At 66.3% G+C, this 25119-nt stretch carries 11 protein-coding genes; 6 read left to right on the forward strand and 5 right to left on the reverse strand.

Annotation, left to right across the window (positions count from 1 at the left end):
• The first annotated feature begins 31 nt into the window (after positions 1-31).
• Both ACS5RC_RS14760 and ACS5RC_RS14765 read left to right on the forward strand, forming a co-directional pair.
• Positions 32-1972, forward strand: a complete 1941-nt coding sequence (locus tag ACS5RC_RS14760) for a site-specific DNA-methyltransferase (RefSeq protein ID WP_478344619.1) — start codon at positions 32-34, stop codon at positions 1970-1972.
• A 9-nt stretch (positions 1973-1981) separates the two neighbouring features.
• A complete protein-coding gene (locus tag ACS5RC_RS14765; RefSeq protein WP_478344620.1) occupies positions 1982-5011 on the forward strand; it encodes a restriction endonuclease in 3030 nt (1009 codons plus the stop codon).
• A 442-nt stretch (positions 5012-5453) separates the two neighbouring features.
• Here ACS5RC_RS14765 and ACS5RC_RS14770 read toward each other — a convergent pair whose 3' ends face one another.
• The 3 genes from ACS5RC_RS14770 to ACS5RC_RS14780 all read right to left on the reverse strand — a co-directional run bounded on the left by ACS5RC_RS14770 (position 5454) and on the right by ACS5RC_RS14780 (position 19230).
• On the reverse strand, positions 5454-8123 hold the full coding sequence (locus ACS5RC_RS14770) for a DEAD/DEAH box helicase (RefSeq protein ID WP_478344621.1): 2670 nt from the start codon (positions 8121-8123) through the stop codon (positions 5454-5456).
• Positions 8120-15694, reverse strand: coding sequence for a sacsin N-terminal ATP-binding-like domain-containing protein (locus ACS5RC_RS14775; RefSeq protein ID WP_478344622.1), 7575 nt, complete (start codon positions 15692-15694; stop codon positions 8120-8122). The genes ACS5RC_RS14770 and ACS5RC_RS14775 overlap by 4 nt, the downstream gene beginning before the upstream one ends.
• Positions 15695-15792: 98 nt before the next feature.
• On the reverse strand, positions 15793-19230 hold the full coding sequence (locus ACS5RC_RS14780) for a TM0106 family RecB-like putative nuclease (RefSeq protein WP_478344623.1): 3438 nt from the start codon (positions 19228-19230) through the stop codon (positions 15793-15795).
• A 544-nt stretch (positions 19231-19774) separates the two neighbouring features.
• On the opposite strand from ACS5RC_RS14780, the gene ACS5RC_RS14785 reads away from it, so the two are divergent.
• The 4 genes from ACS5RC_RS14785 to ACS5RC_RS14800 all read left to right on the forward strand — a co-directional run bounded on the left by ACS5RC_RS14785 (position 19775) and on the right by ACS5RC_RS14800 (position 24165).
• Positions 19775-21553 carry an AAA family ATPase gene (locus ACS5RC_RS14785; RefSeq protein ID WP_478344624.1) on the forward strand — a complete coding sequence of 593 codons (1779 nt, stop codon included), beginning with the start codon at positions 19775-19777 and terminating at the stop codon, positions 21551-21553.
• On the forward strand, positions 21550-22842 hold the full coding sequence (locus ACS5RC_RS14790; protein ID WP_478344625.1) for an McrC family protein: 1293 nt from the start codon (positions 21550-21552) through the stop codon (positions 22840-22842). The genes ACS5RC_RS14785 and ACS5RC_RS14790 overlap by 4 nt, the downstream gene beginning before the upstream one ends.
• Positions 22843-23014: 172 nt before the next feature.
• The gene (locus tag ACS5RC_RS14795) at positions 23015-23791 is read left to right on the forward strand and encodes a 3'-5' exonuclease (RefSeq protein ID WP_478344626.1); all 777 of its coding nucleotides are present in this window, start codon (positions 23015-23017) and stop codon (positions 23789-23791) included.
• An 86-nt stretch (positions 23792-23877) separates the two neighbouring features.
• Entirely contained in the window at positions 23878-24165 is a 288-nt protein-coding gene (locus ACS5RC_RS14800; protein ID WP_478344627.1) for a hypothetical protein, read from the forward strand.
• Between the two features lie 54 nt (positions 24166-24219).
• Here the strand turns inward: ACS5RC_RS14800 and ACS5RC_RS14805 are convergent, their stop codons facing one another.
• Both ACS5RC_RS14805 and ACS5RC_RS14810 read right to left on the reverse strand, forming a co-directional pair.
• Positions 24220-24435: a hypothetical protein gene (locus ACS5RC_RS14805; RefSeq protein ID WP_478344628.1), complete on the reverse strand. Its 216-nt coding sequence runs from the start codon at positions 24433-24435 to the stop codon at positions 24220-24222.
• A 168-nt stretch (positions 24436-24603) separates the two neighbouring features.
• Positions 24604-25101: a hypothetical protein gene (locus tag ACS5RC_RS14810; protein WP_478344629.1), complete on the reverse strand. Its 498-nt coding sequence runs from the start codon at positions 25099-25101 to the stop codon at positions 24604-24606.
• Positions 25102-25119: the final 18 nt, after the last annotated feature.

Raw genomic sequence — 25119 nt, forward strand, 5'->3', positions numbered from 1 at the left:
ATGCGTGCCTATGGCGTGCATGGAGAGATGTGTGACGAACACCAACGATCCCATACCGAAGATCACTTGCGATGACGATTCGGCGAGCAGCGGTAACCTTGTCTTAGGCAATGTCACACGGCTGAAGGCGCTGTTTCCCCAGATCGTAACGGACGGCAAGGTCGACTTCGACGTGCTGCGGAGCGTGCTTGGAGACGCGGTGGAGGATGGCGAGGAACGCTACGGACTGAACTGGAAGGGAAAGCGTAAAGCGCGCGCGTTCGCGTTGACGCCCAGCCTCGGGACGTTGCGTCCGGCGCCGTCAGACAGCGTCGATTGGGAAACAACACAAAACATAGTCGTTGAAGGCGACAACCTCGAGTCTTTAAAATTACTTCGTCGATCTTATTCTGGAAGAATAAAATTAATATACATAGATCCTCCATACAATACAGGAAAAGACTTCCTTTATCCCGACGACTACAAGCAATCTATAAAATCTTATCTCTCACTAACAGGTCAGGTCGGAAAGGATGATGAATTACTCACCTCTGATAGCGATGAGGGCGGGCGATTTCACACAAACTGGCTCAACATGATGTATCCTCGCCTCATGCTGGCGCGCGAGTTATTAAAGGATGATGGAGTTATATTCGTAAACATCGATGACGAGGAAATGGCAAATCTGAAAGCGATGCTTGATGAGGTTTTTGGCCAAGAGAATTTTGTTGCCGATGTTATATGGCAGAAGAAGTATGGCGTATCTGCAGATGCTAAGGGCATACCTGCCATGCAGGACCACATACTAGTATATCAAAAGAGCGGAAAATTCGAGCCCGGTCTGCTGCCGCGCAGTGAAAAGCAAGACGCAGCCTATCAAAATAGGGACGATGATCCGCGAGGTCCATGGAAGTCCGGCGATCTTCTTAGAATGGAATATCGTTCGCGTGATCAATACAAAATTATATCTCCGACTACAGGAAACGAACACATTCCACCGCAGGGAACTAGTTGGCGTCATCCGGAGCAGCAAGTTCTCGATATGATTGCCGACAATAGAATCTATTTCGGTCGAGATGGGATGGGCGTTCCAAGCGTTAAGCGCTTTCTTAGCGAAGTGAAGCAAGGAGTCGTTATATCGTCGTGGTGGCCACATAGCGACGCGGGACATACAGACGAAGCAAAAAAGGAAGTATCACAACTTATTGGCGGAGGAGTCTTTGATACTCCCAAGCCAATTAGACTTTTGGAGCAGGTCTTTCGGACCGCAAACGTGGGTGACGGCGATATAGTGATGGATTTCTTTGCAGGATCGGGAACAACCGGTCATGCTGCGCTTAAGTTAAGCGCAGCGACTGGAAAGCAGATAAGATACATACTTGTCCAAATTCCTGAGCTCCTTTCCCGCGACAATAAGGATCAGCGCGGTGCTGCGGAATTTTGTGCATCCATTCAAAAGCCGAGCAACATCGCTGAGATCACTAAGGAGCGACTGAGGCGAGCAGGTAATAGGGTCCGCGAGGATAACCCTAAAACGAAGATTGACGCCGGCTTCCGCGTCTACAAGCTGGCCACGTCAAATCTTAAGCCGTGGCAGCCGGACGCACAGGATCTTGAGGCGAGCATCCTCGATGCCGTCGACAACGTCCTGCCCGGTCGCACTGAGGACGACTTGCTCGTCGAGCTGTTACTTAAGACCGGTATTGACGTGACCCTGTCGGAAGAAAAGCGCAGCATCGCGGGTCGGACTGTCCACGCGCTGGGCGGTGGTACGCTGATGGTATGCCTAGGTAATGTCAGCGCCGACGACGCTGAGGCACTGGGTCAAGGCATGGCGGATTGGATCGATGCGCTCGATCCGGTTCAGACCACGATCTATTTCAAGGACATCGGACTGGGCGCCGACGGCTACCGCGCGGCGACCAAGGCGAACCTCGCAGCCATCCTGCGCCAGCGTCTGGGCGATCGCATCGCCAAGATCGCCAGTATCTGAGTGGGGCCGATGAAATTCGTCTTCGAAGCCGAGCTGCCGCATCAGGTCGCCGCGATCGACGCCGTGATCGACCTGTTCGCCGGTCAGGAGGAGCGCCAGTCGCTCTTCACGATCGCGCCGCGCCAAATTGCGGGCGAGCTGCAATATAACGAGAAGCTGCTGGGCTACGCCAATCGCTTCGACTTGCTGGAGGAGGCGGTGCTGGACAACCTGCACATCGTGCAGAACCGCCACGCGCTGCCAGCCTCACCGCAGCTGCACGTCGCATCGAAGAGCAAGAAGGATGCCGGCGGCGATTTCGGCATGGATTTTACGGTCGAGATGGAGACGGGCACCGGCAAGACCTATGTCTACCTGCGTACCATTTTCGAGCTGAACCGCCGATATGGCTTCACCAAGTTCGTCATTGTCGTCCCCTCGGTTGCAATCCGAGAGGGTGTGAAAAAGACGATCGAGCAGACCCGCGACCATTTCCGCCAAATCTATGACGGCGTGCCGTTCGAGAGCTTCGTCTATGACAGCGCAGACCTGTCGCGGATCATCGAATTCGCCACGTCCTCATCGATCCGGGTGATGATCGCCACCGTGCAGTCGCTCGGCACCAGGACTGCCGTGTTCCAGCAGGCGCGCGAGCAGACGCGTGACATCCCCGGCGTGGAATGGGTGAGGAGCACCCGGCCGATCATCATCGTCGACGAGCCGCAGTCGGTCGACGCCAACCCCAACGGCGCCGGCCGCCAGATCATGCGGGCGATGCAGCCGCTGGCGACAATCCGCTATTCCGCAACCCATGTGGCCAAGTTCCATCCGATTTATCGCCTTGATTCCTTCGATGCGCACGACCGAGGGCTGGTAAAGTCGATTGAGGTCGACGGGGCCCAAATACAAGATGCAGACAACAGTCCATATTTGAAGCTGCTGGAGATCGAGTTCAAGAAGGGCCAGCTTCCGCGCGCCCGGGTCGAAATAGCTAAGCAGATGAAGGGGGGAGTGTCGCGCCAGTCAGTCTGGGTATATGACGGGACCGAACTGACGGAGGATCAAGCGTCCGGCGGTCGGACCATCTATGCCGGCTATCGCATCGGAATAATCCAGAAGATGCGCGGTACTGGCTCGATGCAGTTAGTCGTGCCCGGCGATGGCGTGAAGACGCTGGAAGTCGGCGACAGTTGGGGCGGTGTTGATGCAGCGTCACTCACTCGCGCCATGGTGCGTCAGACTATTGAGCACCATTTCCGCAAGGAGCTGCGAAATCGGCCACTAGGCATCAAGACCCTCAGCCTGTTCTTCATCGACGCGGTGGCCGACTACCGCCGGTACGACGGAGCCGGAAACGCGCAGCTAGGCCCACTCGCGATCATATTCGAGGAAGAGTATGCAAAGCTGGCTGCACAGCCGCGCTTCCAATCGCTCTTCATGAAGATGCTGCCCGACGCAGCTCGTGCGCATGAAGGCTACTTCTCTCAGGACAAAAGGGGACGCTTCACGGAGCCGGCGCTGAACAATGACGGCGAGTTCTCGAACCAGAAGAGTCGCGAGGAGGCCGAGCGCATCTTCGACTTGATCATGAAGGCTAAGGAGCGCTTGCTCGATGAGGCAGAGCCGCTGCGCTTCCTGTTTTCGCACTCGGCTTTGCGCGAAGGCTGGGATAATCCAAATGTCTTCCAGATCTGCTCACTGCGCGAGATGGCCAACGAGACGCGGCGACGCCAGTCAATCGGTCGCGGCCTGCGCCTGTGCGTCGACCAGAGCGGCCAGCGCCGCCGCGACGAGGGACTAAATGTCCTCACTGTCATTGCGCAAGAGGGATATAAGGCGTTCGCCGCGGGCCTTCAGAGTGAGATGGAGCGGGACTTGGAGGTCAAGCTGGGCGTTGTTACCACCGATCTATTCGCCGGCCTGACATACGCTCTTCCGAACGGCGGCACGGCCGTAGTCTCGGTAGTGGAAAGCCGCGCCATTTTCGACGGTCTCATCAAAGCGAACCTGATCGACAAGAAGGGATATGCCAAGCCGGAGCTTCGCACCGCGCTCGCTCAGAACATTGTGCCGCTGCCGGCCTGCCTGCCGGAGCAAGCGGCCAAGCTGGTCCGTGACATGCTCCACCGCTTGGCACGCAAGGTGCCGGTCAGTGATGCGCGGGCGAAGGGCCGGGTGAAGCTGAACCTCGCGGTGCTCGAAGGGCACGATTTCAAGGCGCTTTGGGACCGGATCAGCCGCAAGACGACCTACCGACTTGATTTCGACGACGCAGCTCTGGTCGCGCGGTGCGTGCAGGCGTTGCGGGATATGCCACGTCCCGGCGAGGCCCGCGTCACCTTTGAGCTGGCCGAGATGCTGATCGGTCGCGACGGCGTGACACCGGAGAGGGTCAGCACCTCGGTCCCGCAGCGGCTGGCCACCGCGAGCCTCGACGTGCCAGATCTGCTGAGCGAGCTGCAGAATCGCACCGAGTTGCCTCGGAAGGTGCTGGCCGACATCCTCGTCCAGTCTGGACGGCTGGCGGACGCATCAATAAATCCCTCCGCGTTCGTCGATGCAGCGACGGCGATCATTCAGGCGGGCAAGCGGCTGATAATGACCAATGGCATAGTCTATAAGCCGTTGGATGAATGGTGGGCACAGAGCCTGTTTGCCGCTGAGACGGACGTGCCACTCGACCGGCTAGTTGCGGTCGAGCACGCACCGCTAGATCACATTGTCATAGACTCGAGCATTGAGGCCGAGCTGGCCAAGGCATTAGACATCAGCGGCGCGATCAAGGTATTCGCCAAGCTGCCGCAGAGCTTCAAAATCACCACGCCGCTCGGCACCTACAATCCAGACTGGGCCATCGTCCGCCAGCATGACAACCGAGAGGACGTTTACCTGGTAAGCGAGAGCAAAGGCGACCTAAACACGCTCCGCGAAGCCGAGAAGGCGCAGATCGCCTGCGGTAAAGCGCACTTTACGGCGCTGCGGGTGCCCTTCGTGACAGCCACGAATTTAGACCAAATTCTCAGCCAGGACAGCGGAACTAATCCGCACGAGGCGGCGTGAGTTGCCAAAGCAGGTGCTCCCATTTCGTTCTGTCTTAATTTGGGATCATCCAAGTTTGGAAATTGCTGGCGCATCAGGTTGAGCGGTTTGAGATAGCGGGCGTTTTTGGATCGGGGATGTCTCACCAGTCTACGCTTGGCACCGACTGCCCCTGGCGGCTAGCGTTGATTACGCTTCTGCAGTTCTCCTAAGATTTGTCCGACCGTCGCACGTCCCTTGCCGCACGACTTCGCAACACTGGAAGTACCTGATCAGTCTCGCCACAACTTACTCATGCCTCAACATCTTATTCTGAGCGAGTTTTACTGCTTTCTCTTGGCCGACGGCGCCGAAGCGCTGCTGCTCGACACTCCGCTGAACCTCTGCCGCGAGCGCGGCCCCCGGCCAGCTGGCATTAAGTGGAATGGCGGCCGGCAGATGCTTTCTGGCATTCCATACACACTCACCTCGGGGTTCCGGTGCGCATCGCTGCGTCGCTCGGTATGAATAGCATCTCGGCGCGGGCGGTCGGGCGGAGGAAGATCGCCGTCGTCGGCGGCATAGCTCGCCGGAAAGCCGCTAGGAGCTGGTCGGCGGCTGCGATTGCCACGTCGTGGCGATCGTCTTCCTCGCTGGTCCGTACCGGTTGCAGTATGCCGCGCGCGAAATCGTCAAGATAAACGAGGAGCTCCCAGTCCTGAAATAAGCTCACAGCCCCTTGCGACTGCTTGACTCCAAATATAAGCCGTCGCGCCGTGCTGCCCGTGCCCGTGATTTCATCCTCGACGCTAACGATCAAAAGCGGGGCGTCCAGGCCGTGAATCGTGGCCAATCGCGCTGGAAGATCGGCCGTCTCTCGGATGGCGAGATCCATGAGCTGATGACCAACCCCGAGAACGCGGCTGGCCGCGTTCTCGCCCTTGAGCGTGCGGTCGAAGACGAGGCCCTCGTAGCGTTCGTCGACGCTCCACGACTTGGCCCGCCACGCTGACGGCGTCTTGAAGGCCAGGCCGCCGTCCTCTCCTCGGCCGACACGCCGGCCGTGCCACTGCAGAACCGCCGTAAAGAACGGTTCGAGAGCGGGTAGGTCGACCTTCGGCACGTCGCGCCCGACCTCCTGAAAGTCGAAACGGGCGACGTTGCCAAATAGGTCGCGCGCGGTGTCGATCACGTCGCGCCCGCCCAGCGTCGCTGTCTTCTCGTCGAACCAATCCGTCAATCGACCGCCGCGCCGCCCCTCTGCGCCTGCGTATAGATCGTTGAAGAAGCTCTCGCCGGCGATGCCGATGACCAGGCGCGCGATGTCCTCCCGCTCCTCCATCGCGTTCGACAGCGCGGCCTGGATGCGCTCGAGCTTCGCGGTCAGCAGATCCCAGATCCGTGACTCGACCGTGGCTGGGTTGCGCAGCAGGAAAACGCGCACCTCCTCGCGCTGACCGTAGCGAGAGAGGCGCCCGACACGCTGGTGCAGCCGCATCGGATTCCAGGGCATGTCGACGTGGATCAGCGTCGAGCAGCGTTCCTGGAGATCGATGCCCTCGCCGCCAGCCTCCGTCGAGATGAGGAAGCGAACCCTGCCCGCGTTGAAGGCGTCCGCGGCCGCTTCGCGGCCGACGGAGACGGTCTGCGGTCCGCTTCGCGAGACCACACAGTCGAGCCGCTCGTCGCCGTTGATGAAGGTCCCGGTGTCTGCCCCGAACCGCGCGTGCAGTGCGTTCAGGACCAGAGCCTGCGTGGCCTTGTACTCGGTGAAGAACAACACCTGCTCATCGGGTCTGAGCTCGCCTTCGATCAGGTCGAGCAGGCGCGCGATCTTGGTCTCCGGCGACGCGGCGGCGGCGAGCGCGATCAGCTCGTCGAGCCGGGCGATCTCGTTCTCCATCAGTAGTGCGGCGAAGTCCGGACCCGCGTCCTCATCCTCGCCGGGCTCCCCCGTGTGCGCCGGGAGCTCTTCGCGTCCACGGCTCGCGGCCAGCACCCCCTTCAATTTGTCCCGCCGCCGGGTCAGGGCATGCGAGATGGCGGCGATCGAGCTCGCGGCGAGCTTCTGCAGAGTGATGAGGACCAACATGCGGGCCGTCTGCGCCCGTCCGGTCAAGCTGTCCGCGTAGGCGCGCCCGTCCAGAATGAAGTCGCTGAGCGTGCGGTAGAAGAGATCCTCGGCCTCCGAGTAGGCGTAGTCGCGGCTCTCGGTGACGACCGGCAGGAACAGGCGCTCGCCCCTGAGGTCCGTGACCGTCGCCTTGTTGTTGCGGATCATCGCCTGCGGCAGGGCGGCGAGCTGGCCCTCCCGGTCCGCGTCGGGATCGAACAGGTCGGGGCGCAGCAGCCGCATCAGGCCGAAGAAGCCGTAATCCTTGCCCCGGTGCGGAGTGCCACTGAACAGCAGCAGCGAGGCGATGCAGCCGCGCTCCTGCATCTCCCGCAAGAGCGCGTAGGCGAGGGTGTCGCCGCTGTGCTCGTCGAGGTTGAGGTGGTGGGCCTCGTCGACAATGACGAGGTCCCAAGGGTCGGCCTCCAGAAGGCGTGTCCGCGCGCCGCGACCGTCGGCGCGCAGGGTGTGGAACGAGGCCACGGCCATCGCGGCCGTGTCCCAGAAGTTGCTGCGGGCGGTGTCGGCGGCAGCCGCGTACTGTTGCAGCCGGATGTCGAACATGGCTTTCATGCGCGCGCGCCACTGCGGCACGAGCTTAGCGGGCGCCAGGACCAGCAGCCGGCGCACGCGGTTCGCGGCGAGCAGCGGCATCAGGATCAGGCCGGCCTCGATCGTCTTGCCCAGGCCCACGTCGTCGGCGACGAGCCAGCGGAACGGCCACGCGGCGGTCACCTTGCGGCAGACCCACAGCTGATGGGGCAGGATCTGCACTCGGGAGCGTGAGAACACCCCCCACTGCTCGTTGACCGAGGTGATGGCGAGCGCCTGCGCCCGCAGCACAGCCTCGACCGAATCGCCGACCCCGCCCTCAGTGAGGGCGGAGGCCAGGCTCGCCGCGGTGGTCAGCTCGTCGGCCGGCACACGCTGCAGGCCGCCCTCGAACTCGACGATGACGAGATCGCCGGCCTGCATCACCACCCGGCCAGCGCCGTGGCGCGGATGCTCGACGGCCGTGCTCGGCTCGAAGGTCGGGTTCATTCGGCGGCGTCCGGGAGATCGTAGTCGTCGCCCTCGTCGACATCCTCTTCCAGCCAGGACACGTTGGCGGCCGGCAAGCCGCCGCGGCAGCGCAGCAAGGTGTCTTCATGGGCCTTCAGCGTGATCAACTGCAAAGGTAGGTCGCCGTCGCGCAGGAGGTCCTCCTTCCGGTGGGGGAGGTGGGTCGAGACGAACTCCCAGATGGCCCTGCTCCTGTCCATCGTGCCCTCGTCGCCGAGCCCCGCACCGAGCCCGTTGAGGAGCCGGCGGACGCGCCCGGTCGAGGCCCACCCGTAGGGCGCCATGACCGTCCGCCCGCGCGCATCCCAGAAGCCCGACCGAGCGAGCTCGCGCACCATCCAGTTTGCGCCCAGGCCAAGCGTCCGCACGAGCGGTGCCGCCTCGATCTCCGCCTCGCGCCACACCGGCGAGAAGGAGGGCACGAGGACGTCGCTCAGGCTGATGACCTTCGTCGGCGCGCACTCGATCGCGCGCGGTAGGTTCGTGGCGATCCAGGCGTATTGCGGCAGCCACCGGGCGATCTTGTAGAGGTCGATCAGCGTGCGCCGCCAGCGCCAGTACGCGAGGTCGGGCTGCGCATCGCTCGCCCAGTCCCGTAGTCGCGCGAGCCAGACCTCGGGATCGGCGGCCGGAGGCGACCGGGACAGCTCCGCCCACCAGCCCTGCGCGGCTGCGGTTTCGACGAAGGTCCGGTGCTGTCCCGCCTGCGCGCCGCCCAAGCTCTGGAAGCAGGCCAGCGCCAGGAATGTGAACCACGACGCGCGCGCATCGAGCTCGGTGCGGCCTGAGGCCAGCGGCAGGGCGAGTGGGCGCAGGTTCGCCGGATAGGACCCAGCCTCGTAGTCGCGGATCAGCCCCTCACGCTCTCTGCCCCACCAATCCCAGATCGCCTCGAGTACGACAGCAGGGGGGCGGTCTGGCGGCGTGTCCGTATGCTCGGCCGCAGGTGCTAAGGTCGAGACCGACGGAGGCGCGTAATCGGTGAGCTTGGCCCGAAGCCTATTGCGCTCGTCGGGCGAAAGACTTTGCGCCCAAGGGCTATCGACCATGGTTTCGAGGGGGCGCATCCATGCGGGCGGGGCGCGCAGCACGCTGATGAGGAAGTCCTCCCGATCGTCCTCGGAAACGAGGAAGCGCAGGACCGCCTCCCGCGCCTCGTCCGTCACGGCGAGCTCCGCCCAAGCGCGATGCGTCTCTCCTCCGGGACCGTAGCCTGACCCGGCCCGGGCGAGCAGCACGAACTCGAGGCTCGCCGCGCCGTAGGCCTCGCCGAGGACACGCTCCGGCGGGGCGAAGCGAGCTCGCAAGGTTTCCGAGGGAGACTCGGGCCGGGGCACGGTGAGGTCACCGACGGAGCACCACGCGCCCGCGCGATTCAGGAACCGGGCCCGTGTGGCCAGCGCGCGCAGCTGCGCCCCTTCCTCCTGCAGCGGGGCCTGCCGGAGGGCATCGGCCGTGAAGACGGCTCCGAGCCGGGTCGCCATCGCCGGCGAGACCCGGTGATCCGCGGCCTCAAGCTCCTCCCGGAGGACGCCCTCGGCGGTGACAGTGGGCGGCAGGCCGAAGCCGAGACGCACCAAGTCGATCGCCGTCTCAGGCGCGACCATCCTGCCCCGTCGGTCCACCAAGACGTCCCAGGCCGCGATCGCCGCCCGCAGCGCCGGGTCGCGTAGGGCGCCGCCGAACATGCCCGCGGCCTCTCCGCCGCGGATGCCCTTTCCGGAGACTGCGCCCTCGCTCACCGGTACGACCGGCGCCACCGCGGCCAGCACGCCGAGGCCGCGGTCCGGGCCATGGAGCCCTCGGGCTAGGGGGTCGTCGAGGTCAATCCGCAAGACATCCCATAAACGCGCGAAGAACTTCGGACGCGGCACTTCGACGGGCTTGAGGCCGAGCGCGGCAGCGAGCGCGGGCCAATCCTTTTCGGCGGCGTGATAGAGCGCCGCGAGGCGCAGGCCGAGCACCGCGCCGCGTTCGGCGAACAGCGCAGCCTGCGCGTCCGCCCCGCTCGCGAGTGCGGCTCGATTCGGGCTAAGCGGGAACGGACCGTTGAGCATCCAGCCCGCCTGCACCGCCGCGTCGAGCGGCGCCGTCCACCACAGGCGTGGTGCATCCTGGAACGGCGTCGGGCCGGTCTCGTCGTGCTTGAGCGCGAGGGTGTAGCCGGCGCCCAGATCGAGGAGAAGCGCCGCGTAGGGGCGCGACCCCTCGATGACCGCGAGCCGAACTCCCGCGACGCCATCGATCGGCCGGGTGTCCCGAGCTCGATAGGCGCGCGCGGTGACTCCGTCCTCCACCTCCACGTTTCGGATCGCTTTGGCGAACAGGGGCAGGTAGGGCGCGCAGGCACCGAAGCGGGCGAGAGCGTCCCGACCGTCCTTGGCGTGCTCCGCATCGAAGGGCACGCGGATCAGCGTCGCTGGGCAACCTTCCAGACGATGACCCACCACTTCGCTCGGTCCGTCGGCCCAAGCCTTCGGAAGCATCCCGCCGACGATCCGGGCGGCCAGGAGGTCTGAAGCGACGAGGACTTCGCTGGCAAGCGCGTGGACGGACTTGAAACCGAGCCCGTACTTGCCCGTCGTCTCCGCGCCGCCGGGTTTGTCCGAGACGTGCAGCATAAGCATGTTCTGAAGGTCGCGGTGGTAGTTCTTACGCTCTCCTGCGGCGCGATCCGACCCGCGATGATTGATCGGCCGCCCCCAATGCACGGCGTCGAAGCCTTCCGGGCCGCCCCTCAGGCGAAAGGTCCGCGACCCCTCCGATCGGTCGAGCTGCAGTGTGGCGTCGTCGGCGTTCTGGAACAACTCGAGCACGACGCGCGTGGGGTCGTACCCGAACTCCGCTACGCGCTCGCGCACGCGGCCGAGGAGCGCGGCCTGTGCTGCCGGGTTGTCGATCAGCCCGTCCCATAACCTATGCTCGGCGGCGATGCGACCGCTTGCCTGCTGCAAGGACGGAAGTGAACGCCGGTCGTTGGTCATCCTCTCATATGTCTCGACCAAGGATCGGAGACCGACATGTTCCTTGAGGCGGAGCTGCCTTAAGAGGCTCGGCAATTCCTCGCGCAGGTCGGCTTGGGTCTGCTCAATCAGGTTCTGGGCGATGGCGCCGGTCATCTCCGGCAGATCTCGGACGGCCGCTTGTTGCGGAGCCCTGATGAGGCCGAGGCAGCCTTCGCCTAAAGTGCGCACGAAGTCGCGCACATGCTCGATCACATCGCTGGCGGAAGCGCCAGCGAGCGCATGGGCACGGAGCTGAAGGACGTGTACGACGACCGCCCGGCCGTCCGGCAGACGCTGCTGGCGGCCTCTCTCGTGCCCGTTCCCAACCAGCAGGCTCAACCCCTCGCCCTGCGGCGCTTGAAAGACCGCGCCGCTTAGCGACACGGCTCGGGCCTGTCCGTCTGCGGCGAGCTCGATCAGAAGGCGCCGGCCCTCGATCTCTCGAGCCAGCACGTGGGGCTTGATATGAGGTTCGATTCGGCGGTCGATCTCCGCCAAGTGATCGTTGATGCTGCGCCCAGAATTGCTCTGCCATCGCGCCATCACCTGACGCATGGCATCGAACCGGCCGACTAGGCCGAGCAGGGTGAGGCCGAGGTCGTCGGGAAGACGACCCCGAAGCGGCTCCAGGAACTCCGCAAACCCGCGTGCCGAGAGCGCATCAAGGTCGCCAGAGGCTGGGGCGACGGCATCCACCATGGAGCTGGGCAAAGCGCCCGGCTCTCCGCCATCCGCACCGGGGCCCCGGCGCAGCGAATCGGCGAGGTCCGGATCGAGCAGCCAGGCCGGAGCGAGGCCGGCCTGCGCGGCCACCTCGCTTGCCCGCCGCCAGCCACCGTCGCGGGTCGGGACGATCGCCTCCGCGAAGACCCGCCGCTGCGCTGCCTCGCCGAGGGCTACCACCCCTGCCTTGAAAGCTGCGGCGTAGAGACGGCGCGCGGCCTCGTCCCGCGTCTCGCCTGCCCCCGCGGCCCCTGCGAGCGCGTTCAACACGGCGGTCAGATCCTCGACCGAGCCGGCGGGCGCAAGGGCGGACAGGCAAGACGCCGATGCCGCCCCATCCTCATCCCCGACGCCCAGTAGCGCCGCGGTGAGCGACCAACCCGGAAGCGCGAGATCAACGCCCGCCCGTGCGAGAGCGGACAAGTTGCGGCGGTGCTCCTCGCTCCAGGCTACTGGGAGGCCGACGAGGCCGCATTCGGCAATCTGCAGCGCGAGCGCTTCGAAAGACTCCCGCCCGTCCGGAAGGATCGCTGACTGCAGCTTGTGGAAACCCGGGTGCGCGCGTGTCTCGGGAGGAAGGCTCGCTGCCGGGTGGAACGCCAGCACTCGCCCCCGTCCAAAGAGGCGCGCGGCCGCCGCGCCAACCTCCTCCGGCAAGGCCAGCACGCTTCCGGGCGAAACCGGGTATCCGCCGAGCGTGAGCCAAGCCTGCTCACGCAGGCCGTCCCGCACATCGGGCAGCATCGCCTTCGCGGGCAGGTCGGTGAGCGCGTCGAGAATAGCGCCTTCCAGGGCATCTGGTGCGGCGGAACCCGCTCGAAGGCCCCTCAGAGACGCCTGTAATTCGGCGAGGGCGTCGTGCGGCGGTAGCAATTCTGATTGCGCCCGATGCGCCGCCGGGTCAGGCGCACGGCGCACGCGATGCAGGAGAGGGCCGAGCACCGCGGGGACTGGCCGGTCGGCGGCCAGACACATCGTGTCGTCGATGGCGACGCGTCCCCCGGCTTCGAGTTCGTGGATCGGCAGGCGGCACAGGAGGGCGGCGCCTAGCCCGCAACCCAGCAGGAGCAGGCTCTCCGCTTCGGAGGCCTCGAAGTGCCCTCGCCTGAGCGCCTCCTCCAATCGCCGCTCGAACTCGGGTGGGGCAAACGGCGTCAGGGCGAGCGCAGTCAGCTCCCCCCGCGACAGGTCGTCCACGATCAAGTCCGCGGCTAGATACGCCGCTGCATCGCCGCGCAGGAGGCGCTCGACGAGTGGCGCGAGTCCGAGCGGGACGCCGTAGTAGAGTTTCGCGCTGTTCACGCCAGCTTCTGTAACGCCGGCCAGCAGTCGGCGAAGGGCCGCGACCTGCGCCGAGCCTTGCACGCCTGACTGCCGGATCTTCTCAACCAGCGCCCTACGCACATCTGCGTTCTCGCTAAACCGCCTAGCGGCATTGACCAAACCGATCACGGCGGTGGGATCGAGGTTCCCACCCCGGCCTTCCATCCCTGGCACGCTGTCGAACAGATCCTTCTCGCTCGCTGGGATGATCGACAGCGAGAGGCCCGGGAGCGCTGCCACGAGCGGCTTCAAGTACGTGTAGGTTTTCGGCGTGCCGAGAAAGAGCAATCGCTGATCCGCGGCGTCGGCGAGTTCGCGGATTGACAGCACCTGGCGCGCGTCTTCGGGCTGCTGCGTGACCGGGAACAGGCGGATGCCCCGTAGACCTTCATCGCTGGCGAGCGTGCTCAGCGCCGCGCCGCTCGCGCGGATGAGCGCCATCGCCGCAACCGTGGCCTGCTCGGCGCGAGCCGCCTCATGCTCCTGGGCCGCGAGCGGCTCGATCGCACGCAGCAACTCGGCGAGGTGGCCGCGGTTCACCAAACGCGATTGCCCCCCCGCGCCCTGCCACTGCTCACCGACGACCAGCGCGTCGACTGGCGCCAGCGCGAACGCGCGCAGCACGGCGCTGTGCGTCGCGCGATCGGGCAGGAACACGACCGTGCCGGCCGGAACGTGCCGCACGAGCGCCCGCATGATCTCGTCGGGTGGGAAGCGTGACCCCTCGAGCGCGATCGCCTCCCGCAGCTTGCGCCGGAGGACGGCGCCGATCGCCTCTGACGCAACCGGACCAAGTCTCGCGCCGTCGAGGATCTCTACGAGCGCTGCGACTTGTTTCTGTTGCCGGAGAACGCGCGGCGGCACCATCGCCAGCAATTCCGCGAGCTCCGCCGCGCTCCAAGCCGGCACCTCCGTTGCCAGAGCGCGCACCATCCCGTCTTCGTCCGCAGAGACCAGAGCGAGCTCGCGGTGCCCCACGAACGCATCGAGGTCGGGCAAGAGTGCTCGCAGCTCCGCAGGGACGCCGAGAAGGGCGGCCGGAAGTGGGCGAAAGGAGGCCGGTGGTACGAGCAGCTTCCAGGCGAGCCGTCGGCCATCCCAGATCTCAGCGAGGACGGATCGTGCCTCGATCGCGGACCCATGGATTGCAAACCACGGGCTTTTGGCCAGAGCCCGCACGAGGCGAGCGAGGTCGCCTGAAGACAGCACCCCGTCCTCAAGCGCGCTTAGGAGCAGTCGCGGCAGCCAAGCCAACACCGCGCGGTCGCGCAACGCGCGATTCCATCGGGCAGGCACGGGCGCGCCCTGCGCCTCGCCGGCGTCCGCTCCGTCCTCGCCCAAGCCCAGGATCGCGCGCCGACCCGAATCAACGAAGAAATAGCCGTGCAGGAACAGGCGCGCAGAGAGAGGCGGCTCTGGGCTCGGCGCGACACCGATCCTCACGGCGGGACCCTCTCCGGTCGGCAGAAAGACCCCCCAATCGAGCGAGAGACCGGGCTCCGCCGATGCATCCCGCACCAGCAGACCTGCGCCGTGCGGCAGCGCCTTCTCCCGCACCTTCTCGTTCTCGAGCGTCAGCGTGGAGGGCCAGTCCGGATCGGCCTTGATCGCGCGAAGGTCCGCGTCCGCCGACAGAGTCTCGATCCCGGAGAATCGGATCTCCCGGGATCCGGTCTCAGTGACCAGCGCGATCGAGCCGCCGAAAATACGCGCCTCGCCGCGGGAGGCGCCGTTCGCCCCGCCGCTCTCTTCGCGCAGGCACGCGAGGCGACCGCCCGAGCGGACCAGCGACAACTGGTCCACGCCTCCCCACCTTAGGTCGATTCGGTTGAGATGGCGCGTCGCGGCGAGGATCGTCGCCAAGTCCGCGGGCCGGCACAGCTCGTTCATAAGTCCCCTGCGCGCGGCCTCGTCGTCGAAGCGTCGCTCGACGAACCCCATGCCGGCGGCGGGGCATAGATCGCTGCGCCGGAGTGGTAGCCAGAGCGCCAGGTACGGCCCGGGTAATGCGACGGCGTCCACCTGCGCGTGTAGGCGGGCGACATCCGCCTCGATGCTCTCCCACGCCTCGGTGGTTGCGTGAGTCGTCTCGATGCCAAGGTAAGGATTAACGACGAACGGCGCGAAGCCCGCGCCGTGCCCGGCCGGTGCCACCACGAAGGCGTCGCACAGATGGAAGACTGCCTTCTGGCCGAGGCCGAACCGGCCCGCCGAGCCTGTCTCCTCCGTCTTGCTGCTGGCCGAGCTGTGCCGGATGCCCTGCTCGTCCTTCACGCTGTAGCGACCGTCGTTGACGACGAGGAGGCCCGGGCCGGCCAGCAGCGGATTTACCGCACCGGCCATCCCCTCTCGCAGGTCGACCGAAAGGGTCGTGGCTTCCGCGTCGTCCGCGTTCTGGATCAGCTCCTTGAGGATCGAGAACCGGGTCTTGTAGCGGTCCTGCAGGTTGTTGCGGATCGACAGTACGACTGAGCGGGCATCGACCACGTAGGCGGGCATGCGGGCGATTCTCAAGCGGGGGTGGGGATTCGGCGAGCACCGAATGGAACAGGGATTTCGAACCGTGAGGCGTGTCGATGGACTCGAAATGAGCGCATCTACGCCGCGGCTTCGGCGGCCCAGCAAAACAGGTTGGCCAAGCGCATCTCCTCGACGCTGTTGGCTACCAGATCGAGCAGTCCCGGTGACGCGATGAGCACGGCGAGGCACCGCGCTCGGCTGATGGCGACGTTGAAGCGGTTGCGCGAGAGCAGGAACGCCGCATCGCGCGGCATGTCTTCCGCACCGGAGGTCGCCATCGAGACGAGGACGACATCCGCCTCCTGCCCCTGAAACTTGTCGACCGTGCCAACCCGCGCGCCCGCAGGAAGGCGACTCTTCAACAGGTTGACCTGCATGTTGTAGGGGGCGACGACGAGCACGTCGTCGAGCGTCATCGCGCGCTCAACGCCGCGACGATCGACCACGCGCTGTCCGAGCAGGCTGTCGAGGATCGCGCGCACCTCCTCCGCCTCCGCCTCCGATTTTTGCCGGCAGCCCGTGTGCACAACCGGCCGGAAGGCGAGACCTGCGGGTTTCAGGGCCGGATGCGCGTCGGGGCCGAGCACCAGTCGCTGCCGGGCGCAGCCCACCTCCGCGCGGAGCTGCCCGTCATAGACGGCCGCCGAGACGAAGCCGCACAGGTCAGGGTGCATCCGCCAGGTGCGCGAGAGGAAGATGCCGCGCTCCGGCGGTACCACCGCGTGACCTTCAAGGAGGTGGTCGAGCGCGGAGACGCCGCTGTCGCGCGGATGCGCGCCCTGGATCGGCTGGGCGAGCTGCATCTGGTCGCCGACGAGCACAAGCGCGCGCGCGCTCTGCGCCATCGCTACGAGGTTGCCCAGCGAGACCTGGCCGGCCTCGTCCACGAACAGCAAGTCGCGGCTCGCCCGCAGCTCTTCGCGGGCAAACAGCCACGCGGTACCCGCGAGGATCGGCAGGCCCGGGTCGACCTTCTTATTATCGGTGACACTTGCGACGTAGCCTCGGCCGGTAAACCCGTCGTCGCCTGCGCCGTCCTTCTTCTGCCCGAGGATCGCGACAGGCTGGCCAGCCTCGTGGAGTCGTGTCTCGACCGCGTGGAGCACGTTGTCGATCGCCTTGTGGCTGTTCGAGGCAATACCGACCGTCTTCCCGTCGGCGATCAGCGCCGCGATGAGGTGGGAGATTGTGTAGGTTTTGCCGGCCCCGGGCGGCCCCTGGATTACGAGCCAGGAGCGATCGAGGGCGCGCACCGCCGCGATCGCCGCCGCCAACAGTTGGGTGGGATCATCGCACGCATCGGGTGGGATGACGGGGCTGCCCGCCGTCCGTCCGGTGAGACGGGGCGGCTCGCGCCGCAGCAGCGCGGCGATGTGCGGGTAGCCCGCGCCGCCCGCAGCAAGGTCCGCAGCAACCGTCCACACCGCCTGACGCAGCACGTCGACGCGGAAGGGTTGTCCGGGGATGAAGCTCGCCTCCTCCGGCGGAGGCCCGCTCTTCTTGCCGCGCTTGAGCGTGACGAGGCGGCGCGCCTCGTCGACAGCGATGATCTCCCCGGCGGAGGCCCCGCCCGCCGCGAGACACACTTCGCTGCCCGCGCGCAGCTTGGTCTCCTGCTCGGGATAGTGGAAGCGGTAGGTGAAGCTGCGCGCCTCTGTTCCAAGCCAATCCTCGCCGTCACGGCGGCAGCCGGCGAGACACTCATCATCCTCTTGGAGTTCCTCCGGCCCGCGTTCCTGGCGGTCGAAGTAGGCCCACCATGCGGGCTTCTGTTCCCGCCTGTGGAACCCCACGAGGTCGGCCATGAGCTGGCGCGCCTCGGACCCCGGCAGCCCCGGCTCGCCCGCGACCCAAGCCTCGAGCTCGGCCTGCTCACGCTCGCGCTGCTCTCGGATCTCGCGCGCCTCTTCCGCATCCCGGAGAGCATCGCCCGCCCCCGGTCCGCGCCCGACCGTGATGCCGGCGGTCTCCGCGAGGCTGAGCAACCAGTCGCGCAGAAGCAGCGTCGAGAGGCAGTCGTCCCGGTTGTAGTCGTGGATCGCCGTGAGGGCGCTCGCGTCCCCAGTCGTGCGCCAGCGGTCGTAGAGCACGAGGCTGTCACCGCCCGAGGTCACCTCGGTGGCGCGCGGCGGCATGTAGAAGCGCTCGAGACTCTTGATTGAGTAGCTCGCCTCGCCGACCCGCACGCCTTCGCGCACGACGCGGTAAAGGTCGACCATGCGGCCCTCGCGCAGGAGGTCGTCGACCGCGGCCTCGGCCACCGCGTGCATCGAGGCGAGCCGGCGCAGAGCCGTATTCTCGTAGGGCGCGTAGTGGTAGAGATGGGCGCCCGGCGCCGCGGACAGCCGGCGCGCCAGGAAGGCCATCACCGTGCGGAGTGCGCGCTTCTCCTGCGCCCGATCGTGCGCCCAGACCGCCAGGAAGCGTAACTCGGGATGCCCGGGTACCGGCTCACCGTCCTCGTCACCGGGCCGCGCGCGCCAGAGCACGCCGCACAGGTACTCTAGGCCGCCCGGATGCATCGGGTCGCCCTCGAAGTCGAAGAACAGGTCATCCGGGTGGGGCGGGGGCAGGCGATCGAATCCGAGACCAGGGGAATGCGCCAGCAGCTCATGCACGCCGCGACGCTCATCGACACTCTGCCGCTGCAGCCGTGCCTGCTGGATCAGACGTGCGAGCGTCTCGGCGCCGATGCCCGGTACGCGCCCTTCGCCGAGCCCGCCGAGGAGCGCTGCGGTCGAGACATGGGCCTCCATCAGGCGCTGGCGCTGACGGCGGCTGATATCGGCGACCCGGCAGAGGTGATCCGCCTCCGTCCAGGCCGCGTCGCAGGTTGGTCCCCACTCGCACTTGCCGCAATGGCCGCACGGCTCGCCCTGCAGGCCGACCGGCGTGTCCTGCGCGAACTGTTCCAGGCGTCGGGCGGCCCGGCGGACGTAGTACCTGACGTCCGCGAGCCGGAAGCGCTCGACCACGTGGGCCACAGCCGCGTCCCCGCTGCCGAGCATCAGCGCGCCGTACTCGGCCCCACGCCCCTGCACCCGTGCCAGGAGGTCGCCGTAGAGGGCGATCTGCATGACGTGCTCGGGCCGGGCGGTGTGAGCGAGCTTGGCATCCCAGGGCTCGTAGGACCACGCCCAGCTCGGGCAGGAGGCCTCAACGCGTACGAGAAAGTCGGCGTAGCCAATCCACGGTCCGTCCGCGAGCGCGGCTTGCGCGATCAGCGGTGCGCCGCGGTCCATCGCGGCCCACGTCTCCACCATGCATCGTTCCGGCGTGTCTCGCGCGATCGCGACCGGTGGCCCGTGGAGCGCCGCAAGCGCGGCGAGGCAGGTGTCCTCGTGCTCCTGTCCCTTCCGCTGGATCAGGTCGGCCTGAGCGTTCGCGATGGCCTTGGGCTCCGGGCGCAGGCCGCGCCGCTTCTCGAGAGTCCAGGCCGCGGACGTTGTACAGCCGAGAAACGTGGCAAGGAAGGTCGGTGAGAGTCGGCCGATTTCGTACGTCGACGCTCGCATGTTCCCTCCGTGCCCATCCGACTGCGTGGCCGTGAAATGGTGCCAAACCCTCCTACCACAGGTTGTTGTGTCGGCGGCGACACAGGTCGGACGTCGCGCAAGGCGGCTGATCACTCCACGAGCTGTAGCTGATCGGCTGCGCACAAACTCGGCCTCACAGCTGCCTCCGCCGCGAGCAGACCGGGTTCGTAGCTGGTTGATCCGGAGGGGGGTCTGGACCTAACTCTGCGGCCCAGAAACCGCCGCGTAGGCAGGGGAGGGAGCGCGGCTTCAGGCGCGCGGATTTATTGACTCGAGATTAGCAGGAACAGCAGTGAATTTGCCGGATGCACTCAATGCGCTGGAAGATAAGGTTCTGGCGGGCACTCTTTTGCGGGTAAGCGGGACATCCCGTACAACGAAGGGGCTCCTATACGAAAATTTGAGTGGGCGGTCGTTCGGATTGGATCTGGCAGACGCATCCGTCGAGCCGCGGACGACCGAAGGCGGCTACCGACTCCAGATGCGTGTGGCGCCTACAACTTCACCCGGACGCGTCAGGCTCGTGCTCGAGAGCGCGCCGCCAAACGGTCCGATCGACTGGCGGGAAACCGATCGGATCACGGGTCTCAAGCGCGTCGATCCAGGCGTGCAGCTTGGCAACAGCGCTTACAAAATCGGGAACGCCCGCCTCGCGAAGGATCGTCAGCAGATTGTTTGGATCGAAAGCCTCAGTGCGCTGGATGCCCTCCTGGCCTGGTACGCCTCGGCACCGAGCGATCCGGCTTCAAAGGAGGGGAATCTGAAGATGGATGAGCCGCAATCTGAAGCGCAGATCGAGCCGGTTAACCTGATCCTCTACGGCCCTCCCGGCACAGGAAAAACCTTCGCCACCGCTGCAGAGGCGGTGAGCCTGTGCGACGGCGTGCTGCCCCCTGGCGACGAAGTGGCCATCCGTCGCCGCTATGACGAGTTGGTCCGGACGCGCCAGATCCGGTTCGTGACGTTCCATCAGTCCTACGCCTATGAGGACTTCGTCGAAGGCCTGCGCCCGACCACGGGCGATCCGGAGGACGGGCAGCCAGGCGCCGGCTTCCGGCTGATCCCCGTCCCCGGCGTCTTCCGCGAGATCGCGACGCTCGCCGAACAGGCTCGGAAGGCGGCCGCGGAGGGGCGGCAGGGCGGCGGCTTCGACCTCGAGGGTCGTCGGTTCTGGAAGATGGCCCTCGGCGCGAAAGGCAGCGAGGAGCACGTCTACCAAGCGGCGGTCGCGGGCGGGTACGTGGCGCTCGGTTGGGGCCTGGACGTCGACTTCAGCGACCCCCGCTTTGCCGATTTCGAGGCCATGAAGCGGGAATGGCGCGCCCGCTACCCGGACGACAGGACGCCGGGCCACACGAGTCAGCCCTGGACGTTCCGGAACGCGATGAAGACCGGCGACATCGTGATCGTGCCCTACGGCAACGCCGCGTTCCGGGCGGTGGCCGAGGTCACCGGTGATTACTATTTCGAGCGCGGCGCGGACGGCACTTACAATCACCGCCGCACGGTCCGATGGCTCCTTGTCCTCGACGAGCCCCTGCCGCTCGATGCCATCGTTGAGGGCAACTTCACGATGAGGACCCTCTACGAGATCACGCGGCGGCGCGTCCGCGAGGCGGCGCTGAGCCGCCTGATAGGCGGGTCGCCCCCGGCCCCGGAGCCCGCACGCCCCGACCAGTTCGTGCTCATCATCGACGAGATCAACCGTGCCAACGTGTCCAAGGTCTTTGGCGAGCTCATCACGCTGCTGGAGGCCGACAAGCGGCTGGGGCGGGGCAACGCCTTGACCGTCACGCTGCCCTATTCGGGCGATACGTTCGGTGTGCCGGACAACCTTCACGTGATCGGCACGATGAACACCGCCGATCGCTCGATCGCGCTCCTCGACACCGCGCTGCGCCGCCGCTTCGCGTTCCGCGAACTCGCGCCCCGGCCCGAGAGGCTGTCGGCGGACGTCGATGGGATCGATCTCATGGCGGTCCTGAGCGCGCTGAATGCGCGCATCGAGTACCTCGTCGACCGCGAGCACCGGATCGGCCACGCCTTCTTCATGCACTGCCGCACCCGCGCAGACGTCGACGCCGTGATGCGCGACCGTGTGATCCCGCTGCTGGCGGAGTACTTCTTCGAGGATTGGGAACGCATTCGCTTGGTGCTGGGCGAGACGACGGATGCGGGATCCTTTCTCGCCCGCACCCGGCTCGCACCCCCACCAGGCCTGGAGGATCCCGGGCCTGAGCGCTGGCGCTACGCGGTGCGCAAGCCCTTCGACGACCACGCCTACGCGCAGCTTCTCGCGTGATCCGCCGCGCGCTCCGGGAATGGGAGTACCTGCCCGTCTCTGACGCGGAAGGCGAGACCGGGATCTCCCGGGCTCAGGCCGACCGTCTGCTCGCCGCGGCGCGCGCGGCGGGCCTCGGTGGTGCCGACGGCGAACGGGTGCTCGTCGACGGTGGGCGGCGCCTGCGCGCGCAGCAGGTCGTCGGCGTTCTCGTCGCGGATGGCGTCACCCTCGAGATCCTGCCGAAGATTGACTCCGACGCGGCGACCGCGCGCGCGAGCCTCGTGCACATGCTCGCGGCCGTCCACGATCTCGAGATCGCCGCGGGACCGTCGACCGAACTCGGCTGGCAGTCGCGCGACTTCCTCGAGATCCTGATCCGACTGTTCTGCGACAAGCTCGTCGCCGTCCTGCGGCGCGGCCTCCCGCGCGCCTACCTGCGGCGAGAGGACGACCTGCCCGCCCTGCGCGGACGCCTCGACGTCATCCGCCAGTGCACCGTGCTCGCGGCGAGCCCGCAACGCCTGGCCTGCCGCTACGAGGAACTCGACCCCGACATCGCCATCAACCGCATCCTGAAAGCCGCCCTCGTGCGCCTTGCGGGCTTGGCACGCGCACCGGAGACGCGGCGGCGCCTGAGCGAACTTCTCTTCGTCTACAGCGCGGTGACGCTTCCGGCGCGTGGGGCCCTGCCGTGGAGCGAGATCGTGCTCGACCGCACGAATGCGGCGTGGTGCGAGGTGCTCGGCTTCGCGCGCCTCCTGCTCGGTGACCGCTTCCAGACGACCTCGGCCGGTGAGGCACGCGGCTTCGCACTGCTGTTCGAGATGAACACGCTGTTCGAGGAGTTCGTCGGACGCACCCTGCGTCGCGCGCTTGCCGGATCAGGAACCAGCGTCACGCTGCAGGGACCGCGCGGCCACGCACTGATCGATCTCGCGCAGAACCGCCCTCTGTTTGCCACGCGTCCCGATATCGTCGTCAGCCGGCACGGCGGGCCGACCCTGATCCTCGACACGAAATGGAAGCGCCTGACGGGCGGGCTCGAGGATCCCCGTCGCGGGGTTGGACAGGCTGACGTCTACCAGATGATGGCCTACGGGCAGGTCTACGGCTGCCGCGACCTGATGCTGGTGTACCCGCACCACGCCGGCCTGCCGACGCCAGCGGGGCGTCTGGCCGAACACGGCATAGCAAACCTTGACGGGAGCCGGCTCACCCTGCTGACCCTTGACGTCGCCGTGCCTGAATCCGCACGCGATCAGTTGCGCGCAGGTGTGGCGGCGACGCTTTCCCCTTGTGGAGGATGACGCCGCAGCGCGCACAAAGGCCGCGAGCCGGGCATTCGCCGGCGCCGGTGTGATCCCCCCGCATCAACGCCCCCGCATCGGCACGGCACGCACGAGAAACTCCGGCGTGTTCACGATCTGATCCGGGCCCTGGGCTTCGCGCTGGGGTGCAGGCGTGCATGATTGCGGTGCCATGCCTCACGAGCACCTGCTCTGCCTCGACATCGAGACGGTACCGGACCACGACCTGCTGCCGGCCGACTGGCCCGACGGTGAGTTCGTGCGCAAGCCGATCTGGCATCGGGTCGTGGCGATCTCCTTCGTCGAGGCGCGCATCGAGCGCGACACGGGCAACGAGCGCTACGTGGTGGAGTGCTGTCGCACGGGCGGTGAGGCGGACTGGGACGAGCGGCGCCTGCTCCAGGCCTACTGGCGACATTTTGCGAAGCGGCAGGCCCGGATCGTGACCTGGAACGGCAAGGGCTTCGACCTGCCTGTGCTCCGGCTGCGGGCAATGATGTATGGCATCCCGGCGGAAGCCTGGTTCAGCCGCGGTACGAAGTGGGAGAGCTACACACAGCGCTACGCGCCGGACTGGCACTGCGACCTGATGGAACAGCTCGCCGATTACGGTGCCGTGGCGCGCATGGGGATGGAAGACGTGGCGGTCGCGATGGGCCTGCCGGGGAAAATCGGGGGACACGGGTCAGAGGTTGCCGCGATGGTGGCAGCCGGGGAGATCGACCGTGTCCGCTCCTACTGCGAATGCGATTGCCTGAACCTGTTCGCGCTCTACGTGCGCCACGCCCTGCTCACCGGACGAACGGACGCCCGGGGGCACGACACGAGCCTCGACAGCCTCGTGGCTTGCCTGGAGGAGCACCGCACGGATCGACCGCATCTCGGGATGTTTCTCGACCAATGGCGGGCTTCCACGCGCCCCGCCCCGATGCATGTCTCGAAGCAGTAAGCTCCGCAAATGGCGACCTTACCGTAGCGGTGATATCTTACGAACGCCTGTAGCCAGACCGAAATTCGAACCTGGATACCCTGAACATGCCTGCTGAGAACGAGCACTCCAAGTCAGATCGGCGCGAGGAGATAGAAAAATTCATTCTCTCTGAGATCGAAAGTATTGTTTCTGAAAATACAGACCCTGAGGATGACTACCCGGCTTCGCTGATAAGTGATTATGTTGCCGCAATTATTCGGAAGGGGGAGCAGAAGGGCTACGGAGAAGCCGAGATGGTCGCCGCTGCCGATTCGATGGGTGGTCTGCCCGATGCGGTCCGCTCGGCTCTGAGCAAACAGGTCCGAAGCTGGACAGAGCGCCAGAAGCGCTGACGCTGATGTTCTGATGCTCCCTGTTAAGGAGCGCAGACGCCTCACTCGGGAAGATCAGGCCTTGACGCCACCATAGTGCGCCGTCGGCTGCGCGGCGAGCCAGATCTCGGCCGACGAGACCGGGATGAGCAATCGGCGCCCGACCTTGACCGCATGCAGGCGGCCGGCGGCGATCTCCTCGAGCGTCTTCGTGCGGCCAAGGCCCGACCACCGGAGGAATTCGGGGAGATTGAAGGCGCCCTTTTCGGCGCGGGAGAGGGGCTCACGCACGGCTGGTTCCCGGGTCTGCGGTGGCTGCGGGCGACGCCGAAGGCGGCGAGCCGCTGTCCCGCCCGATATAGACGGCGCGCCGTGTGCCGCGCACAGGCTGCGCGGTCCCGAGACTGCCGGACTCTCCCGACGCGGAGCCGGGGCCGACGCGATCAAGCGCTCCGGTGGTCAGGCGCGGCTGCGCAGATCCGCAAGGAGGGCCCGCAGGTAGACCCAGGGAAACGCATGCGCGTCGTCCTCGCTGTGTTCCCCCGCCGCGATCAGCACCACGAGGTGGAGGATCAGGTCCGATCGTGTCGCGCCCGGCACCAGCAGCAGGCTAGCCGCGGCGTCGCTCACGTCCTGCGCCGCCTGCACCTCCCGCAGTTGAGCCCGATCGAGGCCGGCGGCCACGGCGGCCTGCGTGAAGGCGGCCTGCCGGCGCCGGAGTTCGGCCAGGAGGCGACGCCTGCGGGGGCTCGACCTGAGGTGGCGCACGATCGTGGCCGCCTCGCTCGCGTCGGCGATGGCAGCGCCGTCGGTGGCCGGTAGGGGCACGCGCGGGTAGCCGTGCGCGGCGACCACCTCAGCCTCGATGCGGTCCAGGGCGTCGAGCGCGGCCCCATGCAGCTCGAGGGCGTCTTCGAGCCGGGCATAGGCCCGCGCCACCGCGGGTGACGGGGGCACCGCCGGTCCATCGCCGCC

The organism is Methylobacterium sp. HJ2, assembly GCF_056431005.1.